The organism is Gordonibacter sp. RACS_AR49, from assembly GCF_030418435.1.
GTDB lineage: Bacteria > Actinomycetota > Coriobacteriia > Coriobacteriales > Eggerthellaceae > Gordonibacter > Gordonibacter urolithinfaciens.
The window spans coordinates 783042-806273 of the sequence record NZ_JAIUDM010000001.1; the positions used below are offsets into that span (position 1 = coordinate 783042).

At 65.0% G+C, this 23232-nt stretch carries 21 protein-coding genes; 2 read left to right on the forward strand and 19 right to left on the reverse strand.

Annotation, left to right across the window (positions count from 1 at the left end; genetic code table 11):
- Positions 1-70: 70 nt before the first annotated feature.
- The 17 genes from LB310_RS03290 to LB310_RS03370 form a co-directional block, all read right to left on the reverse strand.
- Positions 71-1369 (reverse strand): glycosyltransferase family 2 protein, encoded by a 1299-nt coding sequence (locus LB310_RS03290; protein WP_087190715.1) that lies wholly within the window; start codon positions 1367-1369, stop codon positions 71-73.
- Positions 1370-1630: 261 nt separating this feature from the next.
- Positions 1631-2206 carry a QueT transporter family protein gene (locus LB310_RS03295; protein WP_087190714.1) on the reverse strand — a complete coding sequence of 192 codons (576 nt, stop codon included), beginning with the start codon at positions 2204-2206 and terminating at the stop codon, positions 1631-1633.
- Positions 2207-2640: 434 nt separating this feature from the next.
- On the reverse strand, positions 2641-3645 hold the full coding sequence (gene rsgA, locus LB310_RS03300; protein ID WP_301154488.1) for a ribosome small subunit-dependent GTPase A: 1005 nt from the start codon (positions 3643-3645) through the stop codon (positions 2641-2643).
- Positions 3646-3661: 16 nt separating this feature from the next.
- Positions 3662-4363: a hydrolase gene (locus LB310_RS03305; protein WP_301154489.1), complete on the reverse strand. Its 702-nt coding sequence runs from the start codon at positions 4361-4363 to the stop codon at positions 3662-3664.
- Positions 4363-5901, reverse strand: coding sequence for a TrkH family potassium uptake protein (locus LB310_RS03310; RefSeq protein ID WP_301154490.1), 1539 nt, complete (start codon positions 5899-5901; stop codon positions 4363-4365). The genes LB310_RS03305 and LB310_RS03310 overlap by 1 nt, the downstream gene beginning before the upstream one ends.
- 50 nt (positions 5902-5951) lie before the next feature.
- A complete protein-coding gene (locus tag LB310_RS03315) occupies positions 5952-6089 on the reverse strand; it encodes a hypothetical protein (protein ID WP_167380492.1) in 138 nt (45 codons plus the stop codon).
- A gap of 111 nt (positions 6090-6200) precedes the next feature.
- Positions 6201-6968, reverse strand: a complete 768-nt coding sequence (locus tag LB310_RS03320) for a protein kinase (RefSeq protein WP_301154492.1) — start codon at positions 6966-6968, stop codon at positions 6201-6203.
- 23 nt (positions 6969-6991) lie between these two features.
- Positions 6992-7396, reverse strand: coding sequence for a zinc ribbon domain-containing protein (locus tag LB310_RS03325; protein WP_191412198.1), 405 nt, complete (start codon positions 7394-7396; stop codon positions 6992-6994).
- Between the two features lie 251 nt (positions 7397-7647).
- Positions 7648-10308 carry an ATP-dependent chaperone ClpB gene (gene clpB, locus LB310_RS03330; RefSeq protein ID WP_096227534.1) on the reverse strand — a complete coding sequence of 887 codons (2661 nt, stop codon included), beginning with the start codon at positions 10306-10308 and terminating at the stop codon, positions 7648-7650.
- A gap of 52 nt (positions 10309-10360) precedes the next feature.
- Entirely contained in the window at positions 10361-10753 is a 393-nt protein-coding gene (locus LB310_RS03335; RefSeq protein ID WP_015539357.1) for a helix-turn-helix transcriptional regulator, read from the reverse strand.
- Positions 10750-11715: a DnaJ C-terminal domain-containing protein gene (locus LB310_RS03340; protein WP_123672991.1), complete on the reverse strand. Its 966-nt coding sequence runs from the start codon at positions 11713-11715 to the stop codon at positions 10750-10752. The genes LB310_RS03335 and LB310_RS03340 overlap by 4 nt, the downstream gene beginning before the upstream one ends.
- Before the next feature lie 71 nt (positions 11716-11786).
- Positions 11787-12560, reverse strand: coding sequence for a nucleotide exchange factor GrpE (locus LB310_RS03345; RefSeq protein ID WP_096227533.1), 774 nt, complete (start codon positions 12558-12560; stop codon positions 11787-11789).
- Between the two features lie 5 nt (positions 12561-12565).
- Positions 12566-14476: a molecular chaperone DnaK gene (gene dnaK / locus LB310_RS03350; protein WP_096227532.1), complete on the reverse strand. Its 1911-nt coding sequence runs from the start codon at positions 14474-14476 to the stop codon at positions 12566-12568.
- 611 nt (positions 14477-15087) lie between these two features.
- Positions 15088-15276: an ATP-binding protein gene (locus LB310_RS03355; protein WP_087190704.1), complete on the reverse strand. Its 189-nt coding sequence runs from the start codon at positions 15274-15276 to the stop codon at positions 15088-15090.
- Positions 15277-15604: 328 nt separating this feature from the next.
- The gene (hypE, locus tag LB310_RS03360) at positions 15605-16627 is read right to left on the reverse strand and encodes a hydrogenase expression/formation protein HypE (protein WP_301154496.1); all 1023 of its coding nucleotides are present in this window, start codon (positions 16625-16627) and stop codon (positions 15605-15607) included.
- Between the two features lie 136 nt (positions 16628-16763).
- Entirely contained in the window at positions 16764-17186 is a 423-nt protein-coding gene (gene nikR, locus LB310_RS03365; RefSeq protein WP_096227530.1) for a nickel-responsive transcriptional regulator NikR, read from the reverse strand.
- A gap of 9 nt (positions 17187-17195) precedes the next feature.
- Positions 17196-17450, reverse strand: a complete 255-nt coding sequence (locus LB310_RS03370) for a hypothetical protein (RefSeq protein ID WP_015539352.1) — start codon at positions 17448-17450, stop codon at positions 17196-17198.
- A gap of 115 nt (positions 17451-17565) precedes the next feature.
- Here LB310_RS03370 and LB310_RS03375 point away from each other — a divergent pair, with 115 nt between their 5' ends.
- Complete coding sequence (locus LB310_RS03375) at positions 17566-18114, forward strand: hypothetical protein (RefSeq protein ID WP_096227529.1); 549 nt, start codon at positions 17566-17568, stop codon at positions 18112-18114.
- Here the strand turns inward: LB310_RS03375 and LB310_RS03380 are convergent, their stop codons facing one another.
- Positions 18115-19527, reverse strand: coding sequence for a phosphoglucosamine mutase (locus LB310_RS03380; RefSeq protein ID WP_301154498.1), 1413 nt, complete (start codon positions 19525-19527; stop codon positions 18115-18117). It abuts the gene before it with no gap.
- A gap of 613 nt (positions 19528-20140) precedes the next feature.
- Between LB310_RS03380 and galE the strand changes: the two genes are divergently transcribed.
- The gene (gene galE, locus LB310_RS03385) at positions 20141-21283 is read left to right on the forward strand and encodes a UDP-glucose 4-epimerase GalE (RefSeq protein ID WP_301154500.1); all 1143 of its coding nucleotides are present in this window, start codon (positions 20141-20143) and stop codon (positions 21281-21283) included.
- Between the two features lie 89 nt (positions 21284-21372).
- On the opposite strand, the gene LB310_RS03390 is transcribed toward galE, so the two are convergent.
- Positions 21373-23229, reverse strand: coding sequence for a GGDEF domain-containing protein (locus LB310_RS03390; protein ID WP_301154502.1), 1857 nt, complete (start codon positions 23227-23229; stop codon positions 21373-21375).
- Positions 23230-23232 lie beyond the last annotated feature (3 nt).

A 23232-nucleotide genomic window follows, 5' to 3' on the forward strand; every position in this document is an offset into this window, starting at 1 on the left:
AGCAAGCCGCTCTGGCAGTTGCCCGACCGGCGATGGTCCGGCACCCGCCGCGCTTCCGGCAGCTCGAGCGCTACTCGGCGATGTTGAGGCGGATCTCGCTCGTCACGCCGGGGTCGATGCCGGCCGCCTGAGCAGCCACTGCCGCCGCTTGGCGCGGGGAGTCCACACCCAGCTGTCGTTGCGCGGCCGACTGGATGAGCGCCGTGCGCAGGATCTGGTCGTTCTCCATGCGCGCCATGAGCTCGGGCCAGACGAACTGGAACTCGAAGTACTTCGAGCAGTTGCGCTGCGCGTACGTGGTGGCCTCTCCCGTCGCAGCCTTCGCGGCGCGGCGATAGGCCTTCTTGTCGGGACGCGCCAGGCTGCGCAAAAACGCCGTCAGGCGGATGCGTCGCGTGATGCCCGGCTCCAGGAACGGCCCCGGATACGGCTCGAGCGAGGAGGGCTTCACCTGCAAGAGGTCGATCTGCGTGCGGCTGTACTCCATCTTGCGGAACTCGTAGAGCCAGCGGAAGATATCCTGGCGGAAGCGCGTGCCCTCGCTCTCGGTCTCGGGCGGCAGGTGGCGCAGGCTCCACTGGTTGTCCAGCCAGATGTCCGATCCGTACATGCGCAGGTCCAGCATGTAATCCAGATCCTCGCCGCGCGCGATCCACGGGTCGAACGACAGGCGCTTGAATGCCTCTTTGTGCAGCGCCAGGCAGCCGCCGCACACGTGGTTCGAGCGCGACAGGCGCGGGCCGCGCATGGCCTTCGTCATCATCTTGTTGAACGCCTTGCCCTGCTGCCAGAAGTGGTTGTACCACTTGTCCTGGCTCTTCGAGAGGTACGTGCCCTCGGAGTTGAAGTAGAAGCCCGTCTTGGCCAGGATGGGGATGCCCTTCTTCGTGAGCTTGCCCAGGCCGTACATGGCTTTCTGCAGGAAATCGGCGTCGTCCACCACCTCGTCGTCGTCCAGGAAGACCACCGAGTCGAAGCCGAGCGTGTTCGCCACCACGAGACCCAGGTTGCGGATGGCGCCGTAGCCGGACAGGCCGATCTCCTTCTGAAGCTTGCCCAGGCCCAGCTGCTCCATGCGCTGCTGGATGAGCGCGAGCTCGGGCGCTCCCACCACGGCCACGTTGAGAGAAGGGTACTGCGATACCTGCGTCTGCACCTTCTCGGCCGCCTGGTTCTCGATGGACGGCTCGCTCACCACCAGCACCACGATCTGACCGATGCCGCGCACCTTTTGCAGCGAGTGCAGCAGGCGCGGCAGCTCGCCCGGGGCCGAGATGGGCGTGGCGTGGTCGTAGGTGGTCAAAACGCCGCCGCCTTCCTTGCGGCGACGGGCAGAGACGAAGGTCGGTATGACGATAACCGGGTTCATGCGCTTCCTTTGAAATCGGCGAGCCGACGGTCCCCTTCGACCGCCCTCAAAACTGATCTATTGTACCGCGCGGCCCGCGCTTTGGCCCTGCACCCTTTTGATTACACCGAATTTGCGAAGGGGGACGCGAACGCACCATCCCGGCCAGTGCATGCTCGGAAAGGCGCGCCGCCTGTGGAGCGGCCGCCGGCGCCGCCGATACGCCCATCCGGGCACCGAGGGCGAAAGCGGCCCGGAGAGGCACGATCGGGGGAGGTACGCCTACGACGCCTTCGCCGGCTGCTTCACCACACGGAAGCGCTTGAGCGCCGAAAGCAGCGGCAAACCCAGCACGTACATGACCAGCGCCTCGCCGATACCGGTGGCTACCAAGCCGAACAGGTACATGGGCACGTAGGCGCCGTCCAACGCGATGCTCGTGAACGGGATGGTGTAGAAGCCCAAGCCCTGCAGCAAGAGCGGCAGGTATGCGGGCACGATCACCGCGTTCGCGATCACCGGCCCGAGCAGCGCGAGCTTCGGACGCTCGCGCATCTTCCAACACCACAGCGCGCCCAGGAACGTGGCCAGGCTGCCGAACACCACGTCCAGCAAGCCGAGCGCCCCCGTTCCGTTCACGGCCAGCGCGATAAGGTTCGCCACGATGCAGCCCACCGTGAGCCCCGGCACGGCCGCCGGCGTGAGCACGGCCAGCACGCACACCGCCTCCGATATGCGGAACTGGACCGGCCCCCATGCCAACCCCTGCAAAAGCAGCAACGCGACGAGCGTGGCGGCGGCGTACACGGCCGCGATCATGCCCGCCTGGGCGACGTACGACGATCTTCCCTTGTTCATGGGTTTCTCCTTGTCTCCACACGACCTATCGGCCGCGGGCTTTGGGCAACGGGTAAACCGCGAGTGCAGGGCCCAACGATGCAAACGCGGAGCGCCCCCGCCGTGCGCAACGCACAGCCGAACCGCCGCAGCGAAGTATAGCAGAAACCTTGATCAAGAAGCCGCTGCCATGGTTACGCAAGCTCTTCGACATCCAGGATGATTGAGAACGATAAAGAGGATCGGGTGCGTGCGAAGCGTGGCTGTGCGGGTTTTCGCAGGTCATACGCGGTCGGGCGAAGCCGCATCGACCTTCGATGTTTTTGGATGATAAAGAGGGGCACTCATCTAAGCTGGGCTCCCAACTGGTCGGAGCATTCCGCACGATCTTCTTTGACGAACAGGCTGCCCCGAGAAAAATATAGGAGGGTCTTTCGCAGAGGCGGCAACGGGCGCTAGCCCCTCTTTCCCTTGCGGGATTTGGGTGGGCGGCGCTTGCCGCTGGTGGAGGCTTTCTCGCCGCGCAGGCGTCGGGCTTCCTCGCGGCGCTCCTTCACCTGAGCCGTCTCCTGGCGCAGGCCCTGGTAGGAGGCGAAGCGGGCCTCGCTTAGCTCGCCCGAGTCAACGGCGGCGCGCACGGCGCAGCCGGGCTCGTCCTGATGGCGGCAGTCGCGGAAGCGGCACTGCTCGGCCAGCTGCTCGACGTCGGCGAACGCGGCCTCGATGCCCGCATCGGCATCCCAGAGGCCCAAGCCCCTCACGCCGGGCATGTCCACCACGAAGCCGCCGCCCGGCACGGGGATCATCTCGCGGCTCACCGTGGTATGGCGGCCTTTGCCGTCGCCCTCGCGCACTTCGGCCGTCTCCTGCACCTCATGACCAACCAGCAGGTTCACCAGGCTCGACTTCCCCACGCCGCTCTTGCCGATGAAGACGGCCGTCGTGCCGGAAGGCACGAGGGCACGCACGGCCTCCACGCTTGCCGGCTCCGCCGCCGACACCACCACCGTCTCCGCAGCGGGCCCTGCCAGCTCGCGCACGTGGTCGCGCACGGTGCGCACGGCATCCTCGCTTTCGGCGAGGTCGGCCTTTGTGAGCACCACGGTCACGGCGGCGCCCGTCTCGTAGGCCAGCACGAGCTCGCGTTCGAGCCGCTTGAAATTCATATCGGAGAGCGGCTGCGCCACGAACACGCGGTCGAAGTTCGCAGCCAGCACCTGGGGCAGCGCCCGCTCCGTGGGGTCCTTGCGCACGAACGCGCGCGTACGAGGCAGGATGGCCTCGATGATGCCCTTGTCGTGGCCCGCGGGGACCGTCACCTCCACCCAGTCGCCGATGACGGCGCGCACCTGCTCGCCCTTCACAAGCGCCATGGCGTGCTCGCAGCGCACGAGCCGCCCCCCGTCCGTCCGCACGAGCGGATACCCGCGATCCAGCTTGACAACCTGGCCCTTCTGCAAACGTACCCTCCTTGCCCTAGCGCTGCCGTTCGCGCAGATAGTAGAACACGCCCATGAGCGCGAGCCCCAACGCTGTGGCAATGGCGCCGGGAACGAACGCATTCACGTCGAACTCGTCTTCATGGTGCTTGCCCTTATCCACCACGGTCACGATGTCGGCGTGCAGATCGGTGAGTCCCTCGTGCTCGGTGCAAACCAGGTGGAACGTACCGCGCACCTGCAGCTTCGTGCCGGTGGTGCCGTACTTGCCAAACGTGTCTATCTTCGCCGCCTGCTCGACGGTCATCAGCACCGACACCGTTGCGGTGGAGTCCTTCTCGTTGGCGGCGAGCGTGATCCACCGGTGGCGGTTGTCAAAGCCCTCGCGGATGCTGTCCCCGATGGCCTCGCCCACCACCTGCACGGTCTGGTTGTCGTAGTATGCATCGGCGTTGCCGAGCGCCGCGATGGAGGTGTCGTAGATGAACGAGCTGTCGGGACGCTGCTGGGGGTTCACCAGGTTCTCGTCGTCGTCCGCGAACGCCGAGCCTGGCACGAGCGTCGTCGTCAGCGCCCCAGCCAGCACGAGCGCGGCAAGGGCGCGGCGCAGCCACCCAAGGGCTTCACCGTAGAAGAAACCTGCCTCACGGCCGTGAGGCGCACGGCAACCGCAAGCCCCCTCGCCTTCGGCGCTCCGCGCCCCGCAGGCGCGCTCCCTTGCCTGGTCGGTCGCCCGCATCACAGCACCTCGCCTGTCCGTATCTGCGGCGCGCGCCGGCGCGGCTTGAACGACACGAATATCTCCACGATCAGCGCGAGCAGCGTCACGAACTCCAGACGGCCGGCCCACATCTGCACGATATAGAACACCTCCAGCGTGGCCGGCATGCCAGGCGCGGCCAGCCCCGAAGACACGCCGCCGTTCGATGCCATGGCCACCGACTCGAAAATGGCCTGCGTGGCCTCGTACCCGTGCGAGATGCCCACGAGCGCGCCGATGACGTAGGTGAGCACGTACAGCGTGAACACCGTCATGGCCTCCTTCACCACCTCGGGCGTCACCATGCGACGGCCCACGTGGTTGTACGACACCACCACACGCGCGGAGTCAGGCGCGAGCGCCTCCTTGATGGTGGCCACGATGGATTTCGCTATGATGCCCACGCGGCTGAACTTCACGCCGCCCGACGTGGACCCTCCGCTGCCGCCCACGGCCATGAGCAGGGCCACCACGAGGAACGCGCCCGACGACAGCGCGCCGGTGAGCTGGTTCGTGGTGATGTTCTGAAAGCCGGTGGTGGAGAATGCCGAGATGACCATGAACCCGCCGCGCCTCAGCATGGCCGGTAGGTCGGAGAAGTTCAGGCTGGCGGACAGCGAGGCCGCGAACACGCACGTCATCACGGCAAGCCACAGTACCATGGTGCGTATCTCCAGATCTCGGAAGAACACGGCCACGTGGCCTTTCCATATCTCGGAGTGCAGCACGAAGTTGACGGAGCCCAGCAGCATGAGCATCATGAGCACCACCTCGATGGGGAACGAGTGGTAGTACATGATGCTCTGGCTCATAGGAGCGAAGCCGCTTGTCGTGAAGCCGGATATGGACAGCCAGAGCGATTGCAGGACGGCGCGCAGCGGTTCCATACCGACGAACAGGCACATAAGGGAGAGTATAGCCGTGGCAACAATGATGAACCCCATGCCGATCTTGGCGATGAACTGCGACGTTTGCACCACGTTGGGCACGACGTGCTCGCTGCGCCCCTCCGACGAGTACAGGCTCGCACCCGAGCGCTTGCCGAACAACCCGAACGACAGCGCCACCACGATCAGGCCGAATCCTCCTAAAAGGTGCATCATGAAACGCCACATGTTGTCGGCATTCGAAAGATGGTCGAGATCGAGGATGATGCTGGCGCCCGTGGTGGTGATACCCGACACGCCGTCGAACAACGCGTCGAGGTAGCTGGCAAAATGGCCGGAGAGGTACAGCGGTATGCTCGCCACAAACGCAAGTACGATCCACGCGAAGCCGGTCACGGCCAGCGCCTGCTGGCGGCCGAGCCGACCGGGCTCAATGCGCAGGAAGCGCAGGCCCGAGCCCAGGATTAGCGAGATGCCGATGGTCAGCAGGTAGTGCGAGGCCGGTTCCCACTCGCCGCACGCGATGGCCGTGGCCAGCGGCACGAGCAGCGCAATGGTGGAGAACAGGACGAGCACGCCCAGATAGTGCCCGATGACACGTATGTCGTAGAGGGAGAACCGCTGCCACATGGCCTATCCCCTCCGAAGGCCGGCGCACGGTGCAGCCTGGTTGTCCGTCGTCATCCCAGCACAACCCTCACCACGATGATGAGCGTCCATAGCAGCAGCAGGAAGCACGCGAGCGCCAGCAACACGACGCCGAACCCGATCAGCGGGGTGGTGATAGCCTGCCGTATGCTCTGCTTCGAAGTGCGCATGCCGGTATTCTAGTACAAAAGCCCCGCGCGCGATACGCCTCACGTGCCAACACCGCTAAACGTTGATGCGGCGCTTCTCGTTCGTCTACTCGGGAAAGCCGTCCCGGTGTTTCACGTGAAACACCGGGACGCGATTGCGCCGAGAAAGCGGGCGCGGGCCTCGCAGGCGGAAAGGGCGGTGCCCGGTGCATCCGCACCGGCGAACGCCTCCTCGAGAAAGCACCGCTGATCAGGAGCAAGCGGCAGCTCGTCACGCCAGGAGCCTCCCTGACGCGAGGAGTCGAACGACGAGTACCGCAGGTACAGCACAAAATCGGCGAAACCGGCGATGTCCGCGGCGCAGGCGGCAGCGAACGCCTCCGCGCCTTCCTCCACGAGCCGGCTAAGACCGAAGTCGACGAGCGAGACCCGCTCTCCATCGTACAGGATGTTTGCCGGGCGCAGGTCGCCGTGAGCCGCGCCGGCCTCGTGGAGGGCGATGAGCGCGTCGGCCAGTTGCGCGCCCATGCCCGCGACTTCTACGGCTCCGAACGCATGGTGTCGTTCGAACAGCCAGGTGGCGAGCGAGTCGCCCGGCATGCGCTCAAGCACGATGAAGTAGGCGCATCCTGCCCGCACGATGCCGCGCCACGCCGGCACGGCTGGATGGTCAACGCGGGAGAGCGGCGCCACCTCGCGCCACACGGAGGCGAGGTCGTAGGCAGGGCGAAGGGGACGCAGGAGCTTCAGCGCCGCCGGGGCGCCGCCGGGACCGACGGCGTCGAACACGGCGCCCGAGCCGCCGATGCCCGTCAGCCTTCCTATGCGGTAGCCCTGCACCGAGCGTCCGCAAAAACGCCGGTACGGCAGCGCCACGAGGTGCTCGGCCACGCGGGACATGGGAGGCCTCCCGGCGCGCGGCGCTACCGCGGCATACCGCAGGAGGGGCAGAACTTCGCGCCCGGCGGCAGTTGCGATCCGCACGAGGCACAGAAACCGCCCTGGTCCACCTTCGCACCGCACTGGAGGCAGAATTTGGACCCGGCCGGGATGGCCGTGCCGCACTGCGCGCAAGCCGTGCCGGCGGCGGGGGCGGCCATGGACGCGACAGCAGTCGGCATGCCGCCCATCGGGCCGGGCTGCTGGTGCGCCTGCACCTGCGCCGGATGCTGGCCGTACCCCTGTTGGCGGTAAGCCGCCTTGCGACGGTCGGAGCTGCTGAACGAGCCGAAGCCCAGACCGGACAGGAAGCCCTTCTGCTGGTACTGGGTGCTGCCGCCCTGGCCGTACTTGCGCTTCTTCTTGCTGCTGAACGAGAACATGCCCATGAATGCCGCCTTTCGAAGGTCGCCCCGCACCTCGGCGCGGCGAGAATCGTTGCAAACGTTGGGACCACGGTAGCAGAACCGTGCAGCACGAAGATCAAATCGAGGTAAAGGATGGCGCCGGGCCGCACCGCTCCCGAAAAACCGCACAAACGTCGCAAGACGCAAAACGACCCGCCGCGCAGCTGGCGGACGGGTCGTTTCAAGTCTTTTTCGCTCACCGCTGGGACACGAGGCTCCTAAGCGGACAACGGCTACTTCTCCAACAGCAGGTCGTCCAAAGCGGTGGCATCGAGCTCCAGCGGGGCCTCGACGGTGCACTCGTAGTTGCCGTCGGCATCGATGTCGATGAGCACGTGGCTGCGGTCGCGCAGCTGGCCCTCCACCACCTTCTGGGCAATACGGTCCACGATCTCACGCTGGATGAGGCGCTTCAGGGGACGCGCGCCGAAGATGGGGTCGTAGCCGTCGATGGACAGGTGCTCCATGGCCGCAGGGGTCACGTCGAGCGTGACGCGGCGGTCGGCCAGGCGGTCGCGCACCTCTTCCAGCTGCAGGTCCACGATGGGCTCGATGTTCGTCATGTTCAGTGCGTTGAACACCACCACGTCGTCGATGCGGTTGATGAACTCGGGGCGGAACGTGGCGCGCAGGGCCCCGTCGATGGCCTGCTTCATGGCCTTCTCGTCGCCGTGCTCGGCGAACTCGCGGATGAACTGCGAGCCCACGTTCGACGTCATGATGATGATGGCGTTCTTGAAGCTCACCACGCGGCCCTGGCCGTCGGTCAGGCGGCCGTCGTCGAGCACCTGCAGCAGGATGTTGAACACGTCCGGGTGCGCCTTCTCGATCTCGTCCAACAGCACCACGGAATACGGCTTGCGGCGCACGGCCTCGGTCAGCTGGCCGCCCTCGTCGTAGCCCACGTAGCCCGGAGGCGCGCCGATGAGGCGCTGCACGCTGAACTTCTCCATGTACTCGGACATATCGATGCGCACCATGGCGCGCTCGCTGTCGAACAGGTACTCGGCCAGCGCCTTCGCCAGCTCCGTCTTGCCCACGCCGGTGGGTCCCAGGAACAGGAAGGAGCCGATGGGGCGATCGGGGTCGGAGAGCCCGGCGCGGTTGCGGCGGATGGCGCCGGCCACCGAGGACACGGCCTCGTCCTGGCCCACCACGCGCTCGTGCAGCTTCTCCTCCAGGTCAACGAGCTTCGCCATCTCGCCCTGCATCATCTTCTGCACGGGGATGCCCGTCCACGTGGACACGACCTCGGCTATCTCGTCGTCGGACACCTCCTCCTTCAAGATGGCGCCGTCCTGCTGCTTCACATTCAACGCCTCTTCGGCGTCGTGCAGGCGGCGCTGCAGGTCGGGGATGCGGGCATAGCGGATCTCGGACGCCTTCACCAAGTCGCCCTCGCGCGTGGCGCGCTCCTCTTCGAGCTGGGCGCCCTCGAGCTCGCTCTTGAGCTCCTGCACGTTCACGATGGCATCCTTCTCGTTCTGCCACTCGGCCTTGCGCTTGTCGAGGTCCTCCTGGGCGGCGGCGATGTCGCGGCGCAGCACCTCCAGGCGCTCCTTGGAGGCCTCGTCGGTCTCCTTCATGAGCGCCTGCTCCTCGATCTGCATCTGGGTGAGCTTGCGGTCGGCGGCGTCAACCTCCTCGGGCATGGAGTCGATCTCGATGCGCAGACGGCTGGCGGCCTCGTCCATGAGGTCGATGGCCTTGTCGGGCAGGAAGCGATCGGAGATGTAGCGGTTCGAGAGCTCGGCCGCGGCCACGATGGCGCTGTCGGTGATGCGCACGCCGTGGTGAATCTCGTACTTCTCCTTCAGGCCGCGCAGGATGGCAATGGTGTCCTCCACCGTGGGCTCCGTGACCAACACCGGCTGGAAGCGGCGCTCCAGCGCGGCGTCCTTCTCGATGTACTTGCGGTACTCGTCGAGCGTCGTGGCGCCGATGGCGTGCAGCTCGCCGCGGGCGAGCGCAGGCTTGAGCATGTTGCCGGCGTCCATGGAGCTGTCGCCGGTGGAACCGGCGCCCACGATGGTGTGCAGCTCATCGATGAACAGGATGATCTGCCCCTCGCTCTGCTTCACCTCGCGCAGCACGGCCTTCAGGCGGTCCTCGAACTCGCCGCGGTATTTAGCGCCGGCCAGCATCGCCGGCAGGTCAAGGGCGATGATGTCGCGGTCCTTCAGCGAGGAGGGCACGTCGCCGTCGACGATGCGCTGGGCCAGGCCCTCCACGATGGCCGTCTTGCCGGTGCCGGGCTCGCCGATGAGCACGGGGTTGTTCTTCGTGCGGCGTGACAGCACCTGGATGGTGCGGCGGATCTCCTCGGCGCGGCCGATGACCGGGTCCAGCTTGCCCTCGCGGGCCTGCTGGGTGAGGTTCTGTCCATACTGCTCCAGCGCCTCGAACTGCACCTTGTTCTGCTGGTCGGTCACGCGGGTGTCGCCGCGCAGCTCCTCGTAGGCCGCCTCGATGGTCTTGCGCGTGATGCCGGCGGCGTTGAGTATCTTACCGGCGGCGCCCTTTTCCTCGGCCAGCGCGATGAGCAGATGTTCGCTCGTGGCGTAGCTGTCGCCCAGCTTCTCGGCTATCTTCACGGCGCTGTCGATGAGCCCCATGAGCGCCGGGCCCGGCACGCCGCTCATCATCATGGGACCGCTCGCGCTCACCTTCGGCATGCGCAGGATCTCGTCGTCCACGTTGGCCAGCAGCTGGAACGGCTCGGCGCCGATGCGCTTGATGATGGCCGAAAGGTTGTTCTCCTTCGATTCGAGCAGGGCCTTCAACATGTGGATGGGCTCTGCTTGGGATGCTTCGTTCTCGGAGGCGATGGTGATGGTCTGCTGCAACGCCTCCTGGGCGGTCAGGGCCAGTTTGTTCAGGTTGCCCATGTTCATAGGTTCGTTCCTCCTTCGCTTTCGTCCAATGGCAAAAGCCGAGAATGCAAGGTCAGGGAAGGCGCCGCAGCGCCGTGGGCATGTCGGATGCCCGCACGAGCGAGTTCACGCTCTCGCGCGTTTCCAGCTCGTGCACGCGATCGGCCAATCGGCGCACGCGTTTGTGCAGGTCGTCCAGCTCGTTGTCGCGCTCGTCCAGCCGCCCCTGCAAGTCCAGGATGCGGATGACGCCGGCCAGGTTGATGCCCTCGCCGGTGAGCTCGTTGATGAGCTCCAGCCGCTCGATGTCGGCCTGCGAGTACATGCGCGTGTTGCCGCTCGTGCGCTGCGGCGTGACGAGGCCCTTCTGCTCGTAGGTGCGCAACGTCTGCGGATGCACGCCGGCAAGCTGGGCGGCCACGCTTATCATGTAGAGCGGGCGGTTGCGGTCGGTACGGTCGGTCATTGCCAGCTCCTCACGTCGTCCGTGGTTGCCGCAAGGAAGTCCTCCATGGCCTTCTTCTGGCCGTCGTTCATGGCCTTCGGCACCTGCACGTCTATCTTCACCTTCAGGTCACCGGTGCCCTCGCCCTTCACGCGCGGGGCGCCCTTGCCCTTGATGTGGAGCACCGTCTCATCCTGTGTGCCGGCGGGCACGCGGACGCGCACCTTCGTGCCGTCGGGTGCGGGCACGACGACGCTGGCGCCCAGCGCCGCCTCGGCCACGGTCACGGGCACGTTCACCTCCACGTCGGCCCCCTTCCGAGAGTAGTAGGGGTGCTCGTCGATCTTCGTCGTGATCAGCAGGTCGCCCGCCGCGCCGCCGTTCTCGCCGGGACCGCCCTTGCCCTTGAAGCGCAGGCGGCCGCCATCCACGGCGCCGGCGGGTATCTTCACCGTGAGGGTTTCCTTGTCGGCCCGTCCGGGCACGCGCACGGTCACGAGCTTTTCTGCGCCCTTGAACGCCTCGTCGAACGACACGTTCAGCGTCACGTTCATGTCCTGGCCCTTGCGGGGCCGTGGCTGGCGCGCGCCGCCGCCGAAGCCGGACAGGTCGCCGAAGTCCCAATCGCTTCCGAAGGCGCCGTCGCCGTGGCGGATGCTCTCAAGGATGTCGGCCCAGCTGCCGAACCCGCCGGCGCCGGCTCCGGCTCCGCCGAAGATGTCCTCGACGTTCACGTTGCCGCCACCGCCCCAGCCATGCGGGATCTGGTTCTCGTTCGCGGTCCCGTACTGGTCGTACAACTTGCGCTTCTTGTCGTCGGACAGCACCTCGTACGCTTCGTTGAGCTCCTTGAACTTCGCCTCGTCGCCGCCCGTGTCGGGGTGGTGCTTGCGCGCGAGCTTGCGGAACGCCTTCTTTATCTCGTCAGCCGTGGCGTTGCGCGCAACGCCGAGCGTTTTATAGTAGTCGGGAGTCGCTGCCATGCTCCACCACCTTTCGTTCTATCTCGTATCAAGCAGAAGCGGGCCTTGAATCCGCCCGCTTCCACCTGCCGCTATTTCTTGTCTTTTGTGCCCTCGTCAGGCGCTTTCTCGCGTTTCGGGCCGCCGCTGGTCACGGTCACCATCGCTGGTCGCAAGACTTTCGATCCCATCTTGTAACCTTTCTGATAGACCTCGGCCACCGTCTCGTCGGGCACGTTCGCGTCGTCCACCGTGGCGACGGCCTGAGCCTCGAGCGCGTCGAATGCCTCGCCCTGCGGGTCGATGACCTCCACGCCGTCCTTCTTCAGCACGTCGACCATCTTCGTGTGCACGGCGCTCACACCGTCCAGCAGCCCCTGCTCGCCGTTCTTCGTCGCGTAATCGATGGTGCGCTCGAAGTCGTCCAGCACGGGAAGCAGGCTCGACACCAGCTTCTCGGTCGCGCGGGCCTTCTCGACCTCGCGCTGCTCCGTCGTACGACGGCGGTACGTGTCCCATTCGGCGTGCAGCCGCAGGAACTTGTCCTGCCACTCCTGGGCCTCGGCCTTCGCGGCAGCCACCTGCTCGCTGTCAGTGGGCGCGGCCTCTGCAGGCTCGCCTTCCAGGGCCGCCTCGGCCTCTGCGACGATACGGTCGGCATCGCTGCCGGCGGCCGATCCCTTCGGGTCGGACGACGCGGCGGTGGCACCGGGCTCTGGGGAGGGGGCAGCAGAGCCGGTGACCGCGTCGGCCTGGTTCGCGGAGGGCTGGGAATCCCCGGCCGCCCCGCGCGTGTCCTCGATGGGGATGTTCCTGCCAGCGCCCTGCGCCGGGCGCCCGGACGGGGGTGTGCTCGGCTTGGCCATGGCGGTTACTTCCCTTCCTTGCCGTCGTTCTCGTCGACAACCTCGTAGTCGGCCTCGATGGTGTCGTCGGCCGGCGTGGACTCGGCCGCAACAGCCTGCGCGCCGGCATCCGCGCCCTGCGTGGAGTACACGACCTCGGCCAGCTTGTAGCCCGCCTGCTGCATCTTCTCGGTCGCGGCCTTGATGGCGTCGAGGTCGGAGCCCTCGAGCGCGCTCTTGGCCTCGTTGATGGCCTCCTCGGCAGCGGACTTCACGTCGGCCGGTGCCTTGTCGCCCACCTCGGCGAGCGTCTGCTCGGTGGCGTTCACCAGCGCGTCGCAGTTGTTGCGGACCTCGACCTCTTCCTTGCGCTTCTTGTCCTCCTCGGCGTGCAGCTCGGCGTCCTTCACCATGCGCTCGACCTCGTCGTCGTTCAACGCGGTGGAGCCGGAGATGGTGATCTGCTGCTGCTTGCCGGTGCCCAGGTCCTTCGCCGACACGTTCACGATGCCGTTGGCGTCGATATCGAACGTGACCTCGATCTGCGGCACGCCGCGGCGCGCGGCCGGGATGCCGGACAGCTGGAACTTGCCGAGCGTCTTGTTGTCGTGGGCCATCTGACGCTCGCCCTGCAGCACATGCACCTCGACGGACGTCTGGTTGTCGGCCGCCGTGGAGTAGATCTCCGTCTTGCGGGTGGGGATGGTGGTGTTGCGGTCGATCATCTTCGTCATGACGCCGCCCATCGTCTCCACGCCCAGCGACAGCGGGGTCACGTCGAGCAGCAGGATGCCCTCCACGTCGCCGGCCAGCACGCCGCCCTGGACGGCCGCGCCCATGGCCACGACCTCGTCCGGGTTCACGGACATGTTCGGCTCCTTGCCGGTGAGCTTCTTCACGATGTCCTGCACGGCGGGCATGCGGGTGGAACCGCCCACGAGGATGACCTCGTCGATGTCGCCGGCCTTGAGGCCCGCGTCCTTGAGCGCCTGCTCAACAGGCTTCTTCACACGGTCGAGCAGGTCCTTCGTGATGCGCTCGAACTCGGCGCGCGTCAGCGTGTAGTCCAGGTGCTTCGGGCCGGAGGCGTCGGCCGTGATGAAGGGCAGGTTGATGTTGGCCTGGGTGGTGGAGGACAGCTCCATCTTCGCCTTCTCGGCGGCTTCCTTCAGGCGCTGCAGGGCCATCTTGTCCTGGCGCAGGTCGATGCCGTTCTCGGCCTTGAACTTGTCGGCCATCCAGTCGATGATGCGCTGGTCCCAGTCGTCGCCGCCCAGGTGGTTGTCGCCTGCGGTGGCCGCAACCTCGAACACGCCGTCGCCGAGCTCCAGGATGGACACGTCGAACGTGCCGCCGCCCAGGTCGAACACGAGGATCTTCTCGTCCTTGTTCGTCTTGTCCAAGCCGTAGGCCAGCGCCGCGGCCGTGGGCTCGTTGATGATGCGGAGCACCTCGAGACCGGCGATCTTGCCGGCGTCCTTCGTGGCCTGGCGCTGCGCGTCGTTGAAGTACGCGGGCACCGTGATGACGGCCTGCGTGACCGGCGCGCCCAGCTGCTTCTCGGCGTCGTTCTTAAGCTTCTGGAGCACCATGGCGGAGATTTCCTCCGGGGTGTAGTCCTTGCCGTCGATGTCGACGACCGCGCGGCCGTCCTTGCCCTTCTGCAGCTTGTAGCTCACGGTCTTGCGCTCTTCGGGAGTCTCGTCGTAGGAGCGGCCGATGAAGCGCTTCACGGAGGACACGGTGTTCTCCGGGTTGGTGACCGCCTGGTTCTTCGCGGCCTTGCCGACGACGCGCTCGCCGTCCTTGCGGAAGCCCTCGACGGACGGTGTGGTGCGGTCGCCTTCCGCGTTCACGAGGATTTCGGGCTCCGAGCCCTCCATGACCGCCATGGCGGAGTTCGTGGTGCCCAGGTCGATGCCGAGAATCTTAGCCATTATCGTTCCTCTCTGTTGGAGTTGTTACCTTGTTGGGTCGTGCTGGTTCGTGCCGGGTCGTGCTCTGAGGTTCGCCTTCTATGCAAAGAGGTGCGCAACCGCGCACCCATTCGCCGTACGAACATCGGGCGGCGAACGGGTGCTCTTTGCCGCTCAATCTTCTTTCGACGTTTTGCACTATATAATCTAAGTCTTACGTTGTCAAGTTATATCATAAGTTGCTGTTGATGTTTTGTAACAATGCACACTATACTCATACGGAAGGCAACGAGACGGCTGGGACAAGAGCGTTACGGCCCCTGCATTCGTTCGTTTCCCGCACGATGCCCCAATAGGATCGAATGTGTGCGGTCAATGGAGAGACAGAGGGCGGCGGCGCAGGGAAGGGGTAAGCGTCGGACAATGTTTCACGTGAAACATTTGTGCGCTATTATGCGAGCAACTGCGCGCGTCCTTATTGGGCGGCGCACGCCGCAGACGGAATTCTCGTTTCGTTTTTCGGGCACCCACCGAGCACCTTTGCAGGTTATCCCGAAAAAGCAAAAGCCCCCGCATCTGCTTCCACAGATGCGGGGGCCGGTTGATCCGGTACGGGGATCGCTTGCGAGGCGTTAGTCCTCGACGACCTCCGGGATAGCGCCCATGGGGCACTCCTCGACGCAGTCGCCGCACGCGATGCAAGCATCCTCGTTCACGACGTCGGCCTTGCCGCCAACAACCTCGAGCACTTCCTGCGGGCAGGCGTCGACGCAGATGCCACAGCCAATGCACTCATCGGCATCGATAACCGGGTGAGACATGTCATTCTCCTTCTCGTCCAAAAGACCCGCGAGCACACGGGCAACTTCCCCAAAAACTTACTGCCCGCAAGATACCATGGTTCTATGCAAATGCAAGAAAAATCGGCGATTTTTCAGGGTACGGTACGAATTCTTTCATGGATGCTTGGCGTGCGCTCGGGCAGCGTGAAGATGGCGCGCTTGCGCGTGCGCAGGCGACAACGAAGGGTACGCGAAGGATGCGGGACTTCCGCCCGGAAGCGGCGCCCACATGCCGAGGAGCCTCCGCACAGGAGCCCTCGGCATGCGTAGAATACTCTCCGCGGGACCTCGGATCCGCCAGCCGACTCTAGCAGATCCGGGGCAGCTGCTCGCCTACGAGCATGTCGAGGATGCGCGTGCCTCCGAACGCCGTGCGCAGGAACACCTTGGGGCCGCGCTCGGGCTGCGCTGCAGCCACCTCACCGATGATCGCAGCATCCGCGCCGTAGCGGTTCGCGCGCATGGCGGCGAGCGCGGCGTCGGCCTCGTCGGGCGCCACCACGCATACCATCTTGCCCTCGTTCGCCACCTGCAGCGGATCGTAGCCCAGCATCTCGCAGGCGCCCAGCACGGCCGGTTTCACCGGCACGGCATCCTCCTCCACGGTGATGTCGGTGTCCGACTGCGCGGCAAGCTCGTTCAGCGTGGAGGCCAGGCCGCCGCGCGTGGGGTCGCGGAAGCAGCGCGTATGGGGGGCGGCCGCCAGCACGTCGGCGATGAGATGGTTGAGCGGGGCGGCATCGCTTTCAAGGTCGGCCGAGAACGACAGAGACTCGCGGCAGCTCATGATGGTGATGCCGTGGTCGCCCAGCGTTCCAGTGACCAGCACCTTGTCGCCCGGGCGACACCGAGCGCCGCCCAGTTCCACGTCCGGCGCCAGCGTTCCCACGCCGCTCGTGTTGATGAACACGCCGTCGCCATGGCCACGGTTGACCACCTTCGTATCGCCCGTCACCAGCGCCACGCCCGCCTCACGGGCGCACTCCGCCATGGAGTTGCAGATGCGCCTGAGATCGTCGATGGGGAAACCCTCTTCCAGAACGAAACCCACGCTCAGGTAGCGGGGTGTCGCGCCGCTCGTGGCCACATCGTTCACCGTGCCGCACACGGCGAGCCGACCGATGTCGCCGCCAGGAAAGAAATGAGGCGTCACCACGAAGCTGTCCGTGGAGAATGCCAGCCGCTCGCCCGGCGCCGGCGCGGGCAGCACGGCGGCATCGTCGCCGCGCAGCAGCTCGTCACCCGCGTAGGCAGCGAAGAACACGTCGTCGATGATGCGTTTCATCATCGTACCGCCGCTTCCGTGTCCCAACATCACCGTGCTATCCATAACGCTCCTTGCCTCGATTCGTCCATACAAACGAAGGTTTAAGTGAAACATCTTCGACCCGGCTCGTAAAGGGAGGTTTCCGCGGCGCTTGAAACCCTCCTGCTTTCGACCGCCAACGAGCCGACGGGCCTTCTACCTATATATACTGTCCTGTGGTCGTAACTACGAGGCGCCCGTTCTTCACGCCCTTCGTACCCAAGATGAGGTTCGCGATATCCTGCACGAGCCCCGTTTCGCCGCGCAGCACGATGACCTCGAGGCAGTTGTGCTCGTCGAGGTGCACGTGCATCGAGGACACGATGGACTCGAAGTATTCGTGCTGGATGGCATGCAGCTTCTCCTGCAGGTCGCTGGCATGGTGGTCGAACACGATGGTGAGCGTGCCCATGACCTCGGCGCCCGGCGTGGAGCATTCCTCTTCCACCAGCGCATCGCGCACGAGGTCGCGCACGACCTCGCTGCGGTTCTTGGCCAGTCCGCGGCGGGCAACGAGCCGGTCGAAGCGCACGAGCAGGTCCTCGGGCATAGCCACCGAGAACCGCATCAGATCGTTGCTCATCGACGTGCCCTAGACCAGGTTGACGGTGACGTTGCTGGCTGCTGCGGCGTCGTCCTCGAGGGCGTCCTTCGCCTCGCCGAGCAGCGCACGCACGTCATCGAGCAACGCCTGGGCAGCATGCATCTTCTCGGACACGGTGGCGAAGCCGGCGTCGCCCGCCAGATGCCCCAGCGTGTGCGCCCAGCGGCGCTCCAGCTTCACGTGGTCGTCGACCTGCTCGATCATCTGCTCGAGCTGTCCGGTATTCACTCCGTTGGTGCACATAAGGCTGCCTCCTGTATCGTTTCGCGGCGCGCGCCGAAGGGCGCCTCGCCGTTGCCGTCGGTTCTTGCTATCATGATCGTTATACGTGGAACGCCCGGCGACCGCAAGGGACAGTGTGAAAAATTCCGCAAATGGTAACATGTACGAGGTAGCGCTCGAAGAGATGTGGGAGCTGTTCTCGCCCTACCTCGATGGCGCGCGGACGGGCGTCGTGTGCGTGGCGAGCGCGGCCCGGCTCGGCGACGCAGCGCGGAGCGCGCTCGAGAACTCGGCCGCGGCGCTCGGATACGGGCGCGCGTGCTGCACGTACGTCGCCCTGCGGTCGGAAAGCGCAGCCGGGAAGGCCCCGGGCACCGAAGAAAGCGGAACTGACAAGGAGAGAACTGCCGATCACGAGGTTGCCGGAGAGGCAGAACTCGACGGCCAGGCGCTGTTTCTGCTGCTGGAAGGATTAGATCCGCTGGTCGTTGTGGCAGCGGACGCCGAGGCCGCTCGGGCACTCGGCGCCGCATATCGTCAGGAAGTTCCCCTCGACGGCGCCTGCCGCCTGTTCGGGCGAGACGCCGTGTCGTTCAAGTCGTTCGAGCATATGCTGGACGACGCGCAGAGCAAGCAGGCCGCCTGGGCTCTGCTCAAGAAGCTGCCGCGGTACGGTGAGCGCTAGCTACGCCCTCACCACGGCTTCCGCCGCATCGAGCAGCGCGCGCACCTCGTCCACCGTCTCGGCCTCGGCGTACACGCGCACGAGCGGCTCGGTTCCGGAGGGGCGCATCATAACCCAGGCGTCGCCTTCGAGGTAGAACTTCACGCCGTCGCGACGGTCGACGTCCACGACCTTCTTCCCGCACACCTCGTCGGGCGCGTAATCCGGCACGACGCTCGCACGGAAGCGCGCCATCTGCTCCTCGGTGATGGAAAGGCCGCGGCGCTCGAACTCCAGCTTACCCACTTTCTGGAACATGTCGTCCACCAGCTGGCCCAGGCTCATGCCGCGCTGCGCCATGGTCTCTGCCAGCAGCAGGGCCATGAGCAGGCCATCGCGCTCCATGACGTGCGTGGGGATGCCGATGCCGCCGGACTCCTCGCCGCCCAGCATGACGTCGCCCTTCTCCATCTCGGCGTAGATCCACTTGAAGCCGACCGGCGTGCTGGTGAGCTCCAGGCCCAGGCGCTTGCACTGGCGGGCGAGCATGGCGGACGCGGTGATGGTGGACACGACCCGGCCGTGCTGGCCCTTGTCCTCGGCCAAGTGCGACACGAGCAGCGTGATAATGCGGTGCGGGTTGACGAAGGTGCCATGCTCGTCCACTGCGCCGATGCGGTCGGCATCGCCGTCGTTGATGAAGCCGGCGTCATAGCCCATCTCGGGCACCTTCGCAATGCAGCGGTCGACCCAAGGCGGAATGGGCTCGGGATGCAGACCGTCGAAGGTCGGATCCTCCGCGTTGTTGATCTCGCACACCTCCACGCCCAGATCGCGCAGCAGGTCGGCCAGGTAGTGGCGACCGGCGCCGTAGAGCGGGTCCACCACCACGCGCAGGTGGGCGTCGCGTATGGCCTCTACGTCCACGCGCTGCTTAAGGGCGTCGAGGTAGGCGGTCATGAGGTCGGCCTCTTCGCAGGCGCCGCGCTCCGCAGTAGCGGCATCGGGCAGCACGGCCTCCACGCGGTCGGTGAACTCCTTGCCCGCCGCGCCGCCGTCGGCCATGCGCAACTTCACGCCCAGGTACTCGGCCGGGTTGTGGCTGCTGGTGAGCATGATGCCGCCCACGGCATCGGCATCCTGCGCCACCGACCAGCAGAGCGTCGGCGTGGGGCAGTAGTCCTGCGTGAGCAGCGTGCGGAAACCGTGCGCCGCCGCGACCTCGGCCGCAAGGCGGGCATACGCATGCGCGTCCCGGCGGCAATCGTGGCCCACGATGAGGGTGCCGGGAGCATCGGCCGGGCGCCCGGCGGAGACGGCATCCTCCTTGAAGATGCGCGCTGCCGCATCCACGACGCGCACCAGGTTGTCATCTGTGAAATCTTCACCGATGATGGCGCGCCATCCATCGGTGCCGAAGTGTATGTCTGCCACAGGTAGTCCTTTCCACACGGGAAGCCTCGGTTGCGGGCAGGCGCACGCCCGTCCGTATTTCCACTCATTATAAGGCTCATCGCCAAGGCTCGCGAAAACGATGCAGGATCATCACCGACAGAGCAGCGAAATAATTAGCACGAATCCGCTTCTCCGGGCGGTGTTTCACGTGAAACACCGCCCGGAGAATGTGCCCCGATCAGGGGCTAAGCAGGTCAAAGTGGGTTGAAGGGCAATCCAATGATAGAACACCGGCAGGATGATGGCCCAAGGACAACGCGCAAGCCAAGAGGGGGTCTGCTCGTGCGCAAGAACGATAATGCAGATCGAGGCCGCGGGGGGAGCGGCCTCGATCTGGACGAGTGGAGAGAGAAGAGTGGAGGAGTTTTTCTCTTGCTCGCCAACTATATTACCCACGTTATTATACTTTGTCAAGAATATCTTTATCCTTGTATAAATTACCGATCGCCGGGGAGCCATCCCCGGGCTTCTCTTCGCCACTCGTGTTGCTTTCGACGAAATTATCCAGCGGTACGCCATCGCCGGTACAATAGCCGTAAGAGAGAAGTTCGTGCGCGGCACGGCGGCCGCCGGAAACGAAAGCGAGAAGACCATGGCGAACAGAAGCCTTGCTAAGGGACCCTCGGATACCTGCGTGCTGGTCACGGGAGGTGCCGGATTCATCGGCAGCCATACGTGTGTCGAGCTGCTGAACCGGGGGTACCGCGTGGTCGTCTTGGACGACCTGAGCAACTCGAGCGAGGTTGCGCTCGACCGCGTCCGCACCATCACCGGCATCGACGACGACCGGCTGGCGTTCTACGAGGCCAGCATCCTCGACCGTGAGGCGCTCGACCGCGTATTCACCGAGAACGACATCGACGCCATCATCCACTTCGCCGGCTTCAAGGCTGTGGGCGAGAGCGTGCAGAAGCCGCTCGAATACTACTGGAACAACGTGGCAGGCACCCTCGTGCTGTGCGAGGCGGCGCGCGATCATGGATGCAAGAACCTCGTGTTCTCGTCGAGCGCCACGGTGTACGGCGAGCCCGAGTTCATCCCCATCACCGAGGACTGCCCGAAACACGATGCCACGAACCCCTACGGCCAGACGAAGAGCATGCTGGAGCAGGTGCTCACCGACCTGTATGTTGGAGACAACGAGTGGAACGTCGTGCTGCTGCGCTACTTCAACCCCATCGGAGCGCATGAAAGCGGGCTCATCGGTGAGGATCCGAAGGGAATCCCGAACAATTTGCTGCCCTACGTGGCGCAGGTTGCCGTGGGCAAGTTGGCGTGCGTTGGCGTGTTCGGCGACGATTATCCCACCCCGGACGGCACGGGCGTGCGCGACTATATCCACGTGGTCGACCTCGCGCGCGGCCATGTGGCGGCCCTCGACTGGATGGGCGGCAAGGTGGGCACCGGTGCGGCCAACACGCTCGGCACCATCGCCGGCGAGCCGGCCGACGACGGAACCCGGCGCGGCGTGGGCATCTTCAACCTGGGTACCGGCACGGGCTCGAGCGTGCTCGACGTCGTGCACGCGTTCGAGCGCGCCTGCGGCAAGGAGCTGCCCTACGAGGTGAAGCCGCGGCGCGCAGGCGACATCGCCGAGAACTACGCCGCCTGCGACAAGGCCCGCGACGAGCTGGGCTGGATCGCCGAGTACGACCTCGATCGCATGTGCGCCGACAGCTGGCGCTGGCAGTCGCAGAATCCGAACGGCTACTCCACGGCCGCACCTATAGCTTAGCAGCCTGGTCGGTACAGCGAATTCGGCCCTCTTCGCACCGTCTGCATTGCCAACAGCCCCCGGTTCGAAGGCGAACCGGGGGCTGTTGCTTATTTATCGTCGCGCTCCTGCTTCTCTCGGTACATCGCATGATCGGCAGCATCGAACAACTCCTGATAGTTCGTACCGTCGTGCGGATAGCGCGCCACCCCGATGCTCAGGGAAACCGATACACCCAAGTCCCTCGTGATGGCTTCGGCATGATCGCGCAACGCATGCCGTTTGGCGTCGACCACATCGGCTTCGTCGACATCGCGCACGAACGCCACGAACTCGTCCCCGCCGATACGCCCAACCGGATCGTCGCAACGGAACACGTCGAACAGAGCGCGGGCGATGGCGGCAAGCACCTGGTCGCCCACACGGTGCCCGTTGCGATCGTTGATCTGTTTGAAGTCGTCGACGTCTATCATGAACAGCAGGCCGCGATCATGCGCGGCAAGCGATGCGGTTATCTTCTCTTCGGCCGTTACCTTGTTGAGCGCCTTCGTCAAACCGTCTATCTGCGATCGGCGTACCAACTGCTCCTCCAAGGCGCGCTGCTGCGTTATGTCGACCATCTTCCCCACTGCGGCGTAGGGCTCCTGCCCTTCGTACAGGTAGCGGCACTTGATGGAAAACCAGCGGTACTCGCCGGTCAGCGTGCATGCGCGCACGGTAGCCCGCCGAGCCTCGCCCGACGGTGCGGGGTGCTCGAGAATCTCCTCAACCAGCGAAACGTCCTCTTCGTGGAAATCGATCAGCGGGATTCCGCGCTCCAAATAGTGTTCGCGTCGTAGGCTGTCGAGCGAGAACACGCTGCGCGCGTTCGGGGTCAATTCCAAAACGTCATCGCCATACGAGTACTCGAACAATACCGTATCCGAGAACTCCGCAAGCACGGCATAGCGTTCGGCCCCGCGGAGCGCGCGACGACGGAAGCGTCCTATGACCAGGGCAACCGCGACACAGGCTATGGTGCTGATGATGACGAGAACCGTTCCCGCCACTACCGTGTCGTGCAGGATGACCTGGGAATGCTCGGCTATCGTATTCTCCTCGGTAAAGTTCACGATAGTCCAATCGTTCTCATTGAGACGTACGGAAGTGAAGAAAGTCGTCTTGCCATCGCGCTTGCCAATAGCAAGGGTGGCCACATCGCTATCGTTCTCCACGTTCTCCTGCATCTTGTTCACGATAGCGTCCGCATACCCTTGGTTGCGCAACACCTCGTACAGGTTCAACCCGTCGTAGAGCTCCGACTTCTCGGAGTCGACGATAATGGTGCCATCGCCTTTCATGAGCACGGAACCCAGCAGCGTAACCGACGATTTGATCTGGGTCGTATCGATGAGACTATGAGCGTCGACGATACTGCGAAGCACGCCGACGACCACGCCCTCCTTTACCACCGGTTCGGCTATGCTGTAAAAGAATCCGTTAAGCCGATGAGACTTGCGCACGTCCGACACGACGCTCTCGCCGGCCTTGAGCCTTCTCAAGATCTCGAGGTCGCTCTCCTTCCGATTCGACTCGACAACGCCTTCTTCGAGCGAGGCGATGGATACGTAGGTCACACCGAAAGACGCGCGTTCGTTCCATGAGTTCAGAAAATCGGTGAACACCTCGCCTTCAGGGTCGATATCGGGTGATTCTGCCAACGTCCGAATAGTGAGCACGGTATTGCGAATCTCGTCGATGGACGATTCGGACTCGATTTTCTGCGCCGTGGTGAAATCGTTCATACCTTCGGCCGACATCTTGTTGAACTCCTCGCCCAACGAGACCGAGTATGCGATGAACACGCCGTAGATGATAGCGCCCACGATGAGGATGGACGCGGCGAGGACGGCGAACGTGCGCGGCGACCCAAGCCGACGCCAGCGGCGCGGCCGATTTTCGTGCTTGGTTTCGGTTGGCTCGGCCATCAG

Bases quoted from the DNA above. Each gene is read 5' to 3' on its own strand.
- LB310_RS03290 (WP_087190715.1), bottom strand. From the start codon at position 1,369: ATGAACCCGGTTATCGTCATACCGACCTTCGTCTCTGCCCGTCGCCGC.
- LB310_RS03295 (WP_087190714.1), bottom strand. From the start codon at position 2,206: ATGAACAAGGGAAGATCGTCGTACGTCGCCCAGGCGGGCATGATCGCG.
- LB310_RS03305 (WP_301154489.1), bottom strand. From the start codon at position 4,363: ATGCGGGCGACCGACCAGGCAAGGGAGCGCGCCTGCGGGGCGCGGAGC.
- LB310_RS03310 (WP_301154490.1), bottom strand. From the start codon at position 5,901: ATGTGGCAGCGGTTCTCCCTCTACGACATACGTGTCATCGGGCACTAT.
- LB310_RS03315 (WP_167380492.1), bottom strand. From the start codon at position 6,089: ATGCGCACTTCGAAGCAGAGCATACGGCAGGCTATCACCACCCCGCTG.
- LB310_RS03320 (WP_301154492.1), bottom strand. From the start codon at position 6,968: ATGTCCCGCGTGGCCGAGCACCTCGTGGCGCTGCCGTACCGGCGTTTT.
- LB310_RS03325 (WP_191412198.1), bottom strand. From the start codon at position 7,396: ATGGGCATGTTCTCGTTCAGCAGCAAGAAGAAGCGCAAGTACGGCCAG.
- clpB (WP_096227534.1), bottom strand. From the start codon at position 10,308: ATGAACATGGGCAACCTGAACAAACTGGCCCTGACCGCCCAGGAGGCG.
- LB310_RS03335 (WP_015539357.1), bottom strand. From the start codon at position 10,753: ATGACCGACCGTACCGACCGCAACCGCCCGCTCTACATGATAAGCGTG.
- LB310_RS03340 (WP_123672991.1), bottom strand. From the start codon at position 11,715: ATGGCAGCGACTCCCGACTACTATAAAACGCTCGGCGTTGCGCGCAAC.
- LB310_RS03345 (WP_096227533.1), bottom strand. From the start codon at position 12,560: ATGGCCAAGCCGAGCACACCCCCGTCCGGGCGCCCGGCGCAGGGCGCT.
- dnaK (WP_096227532.1), bottom strand. From the start codon at position 14,476: ATGGCTAAGATTCTCGGCATCGACCTGGGCACCACGAACTCCGCCATG.
- LB310_RS03355 (WP_087190704.1), bottom strand. From the start codon at position 15,276: ATGTCTCACCCGGTTATCGATGCCGATGAGTGCATTGGCTGTGGCATC.
- hypE (WP_301154496.1), bottom strand. From the start codon at position 16,627: ATGGATAGCACGGTGATGTTGGGACACGGAAGCGGCGGTACGATGATG.
- nikR (WP_096227530.1), bottom strand. From the start codon at position 17,186: ATGAGCAACGATCTGATGCGGTTCTCGGTGGCTATGCCCGAGGACCTG.
- LB310_RS03370 (WP_015539352.1), bottom strand. From the start codon at position 17,450: ATGTGCACCAACGGAGTGAATACCGGACAGCTCGAGCAGATGATCGAG.
- galE (WP_301154500.1), top strand. From the start codon at position 20,141: ATGGCGAACAGAAGCCTTGCTAAGGGACCCTCGGATACCTGCGTGCTG.
- LB310_RS03390 (WP_301154502.1), bottom strand. From the start codon at position 23,229: ATGGCCGAGCCAACCGAAACCAAGCACGAAAATCGGCCGCGCCGCTGG.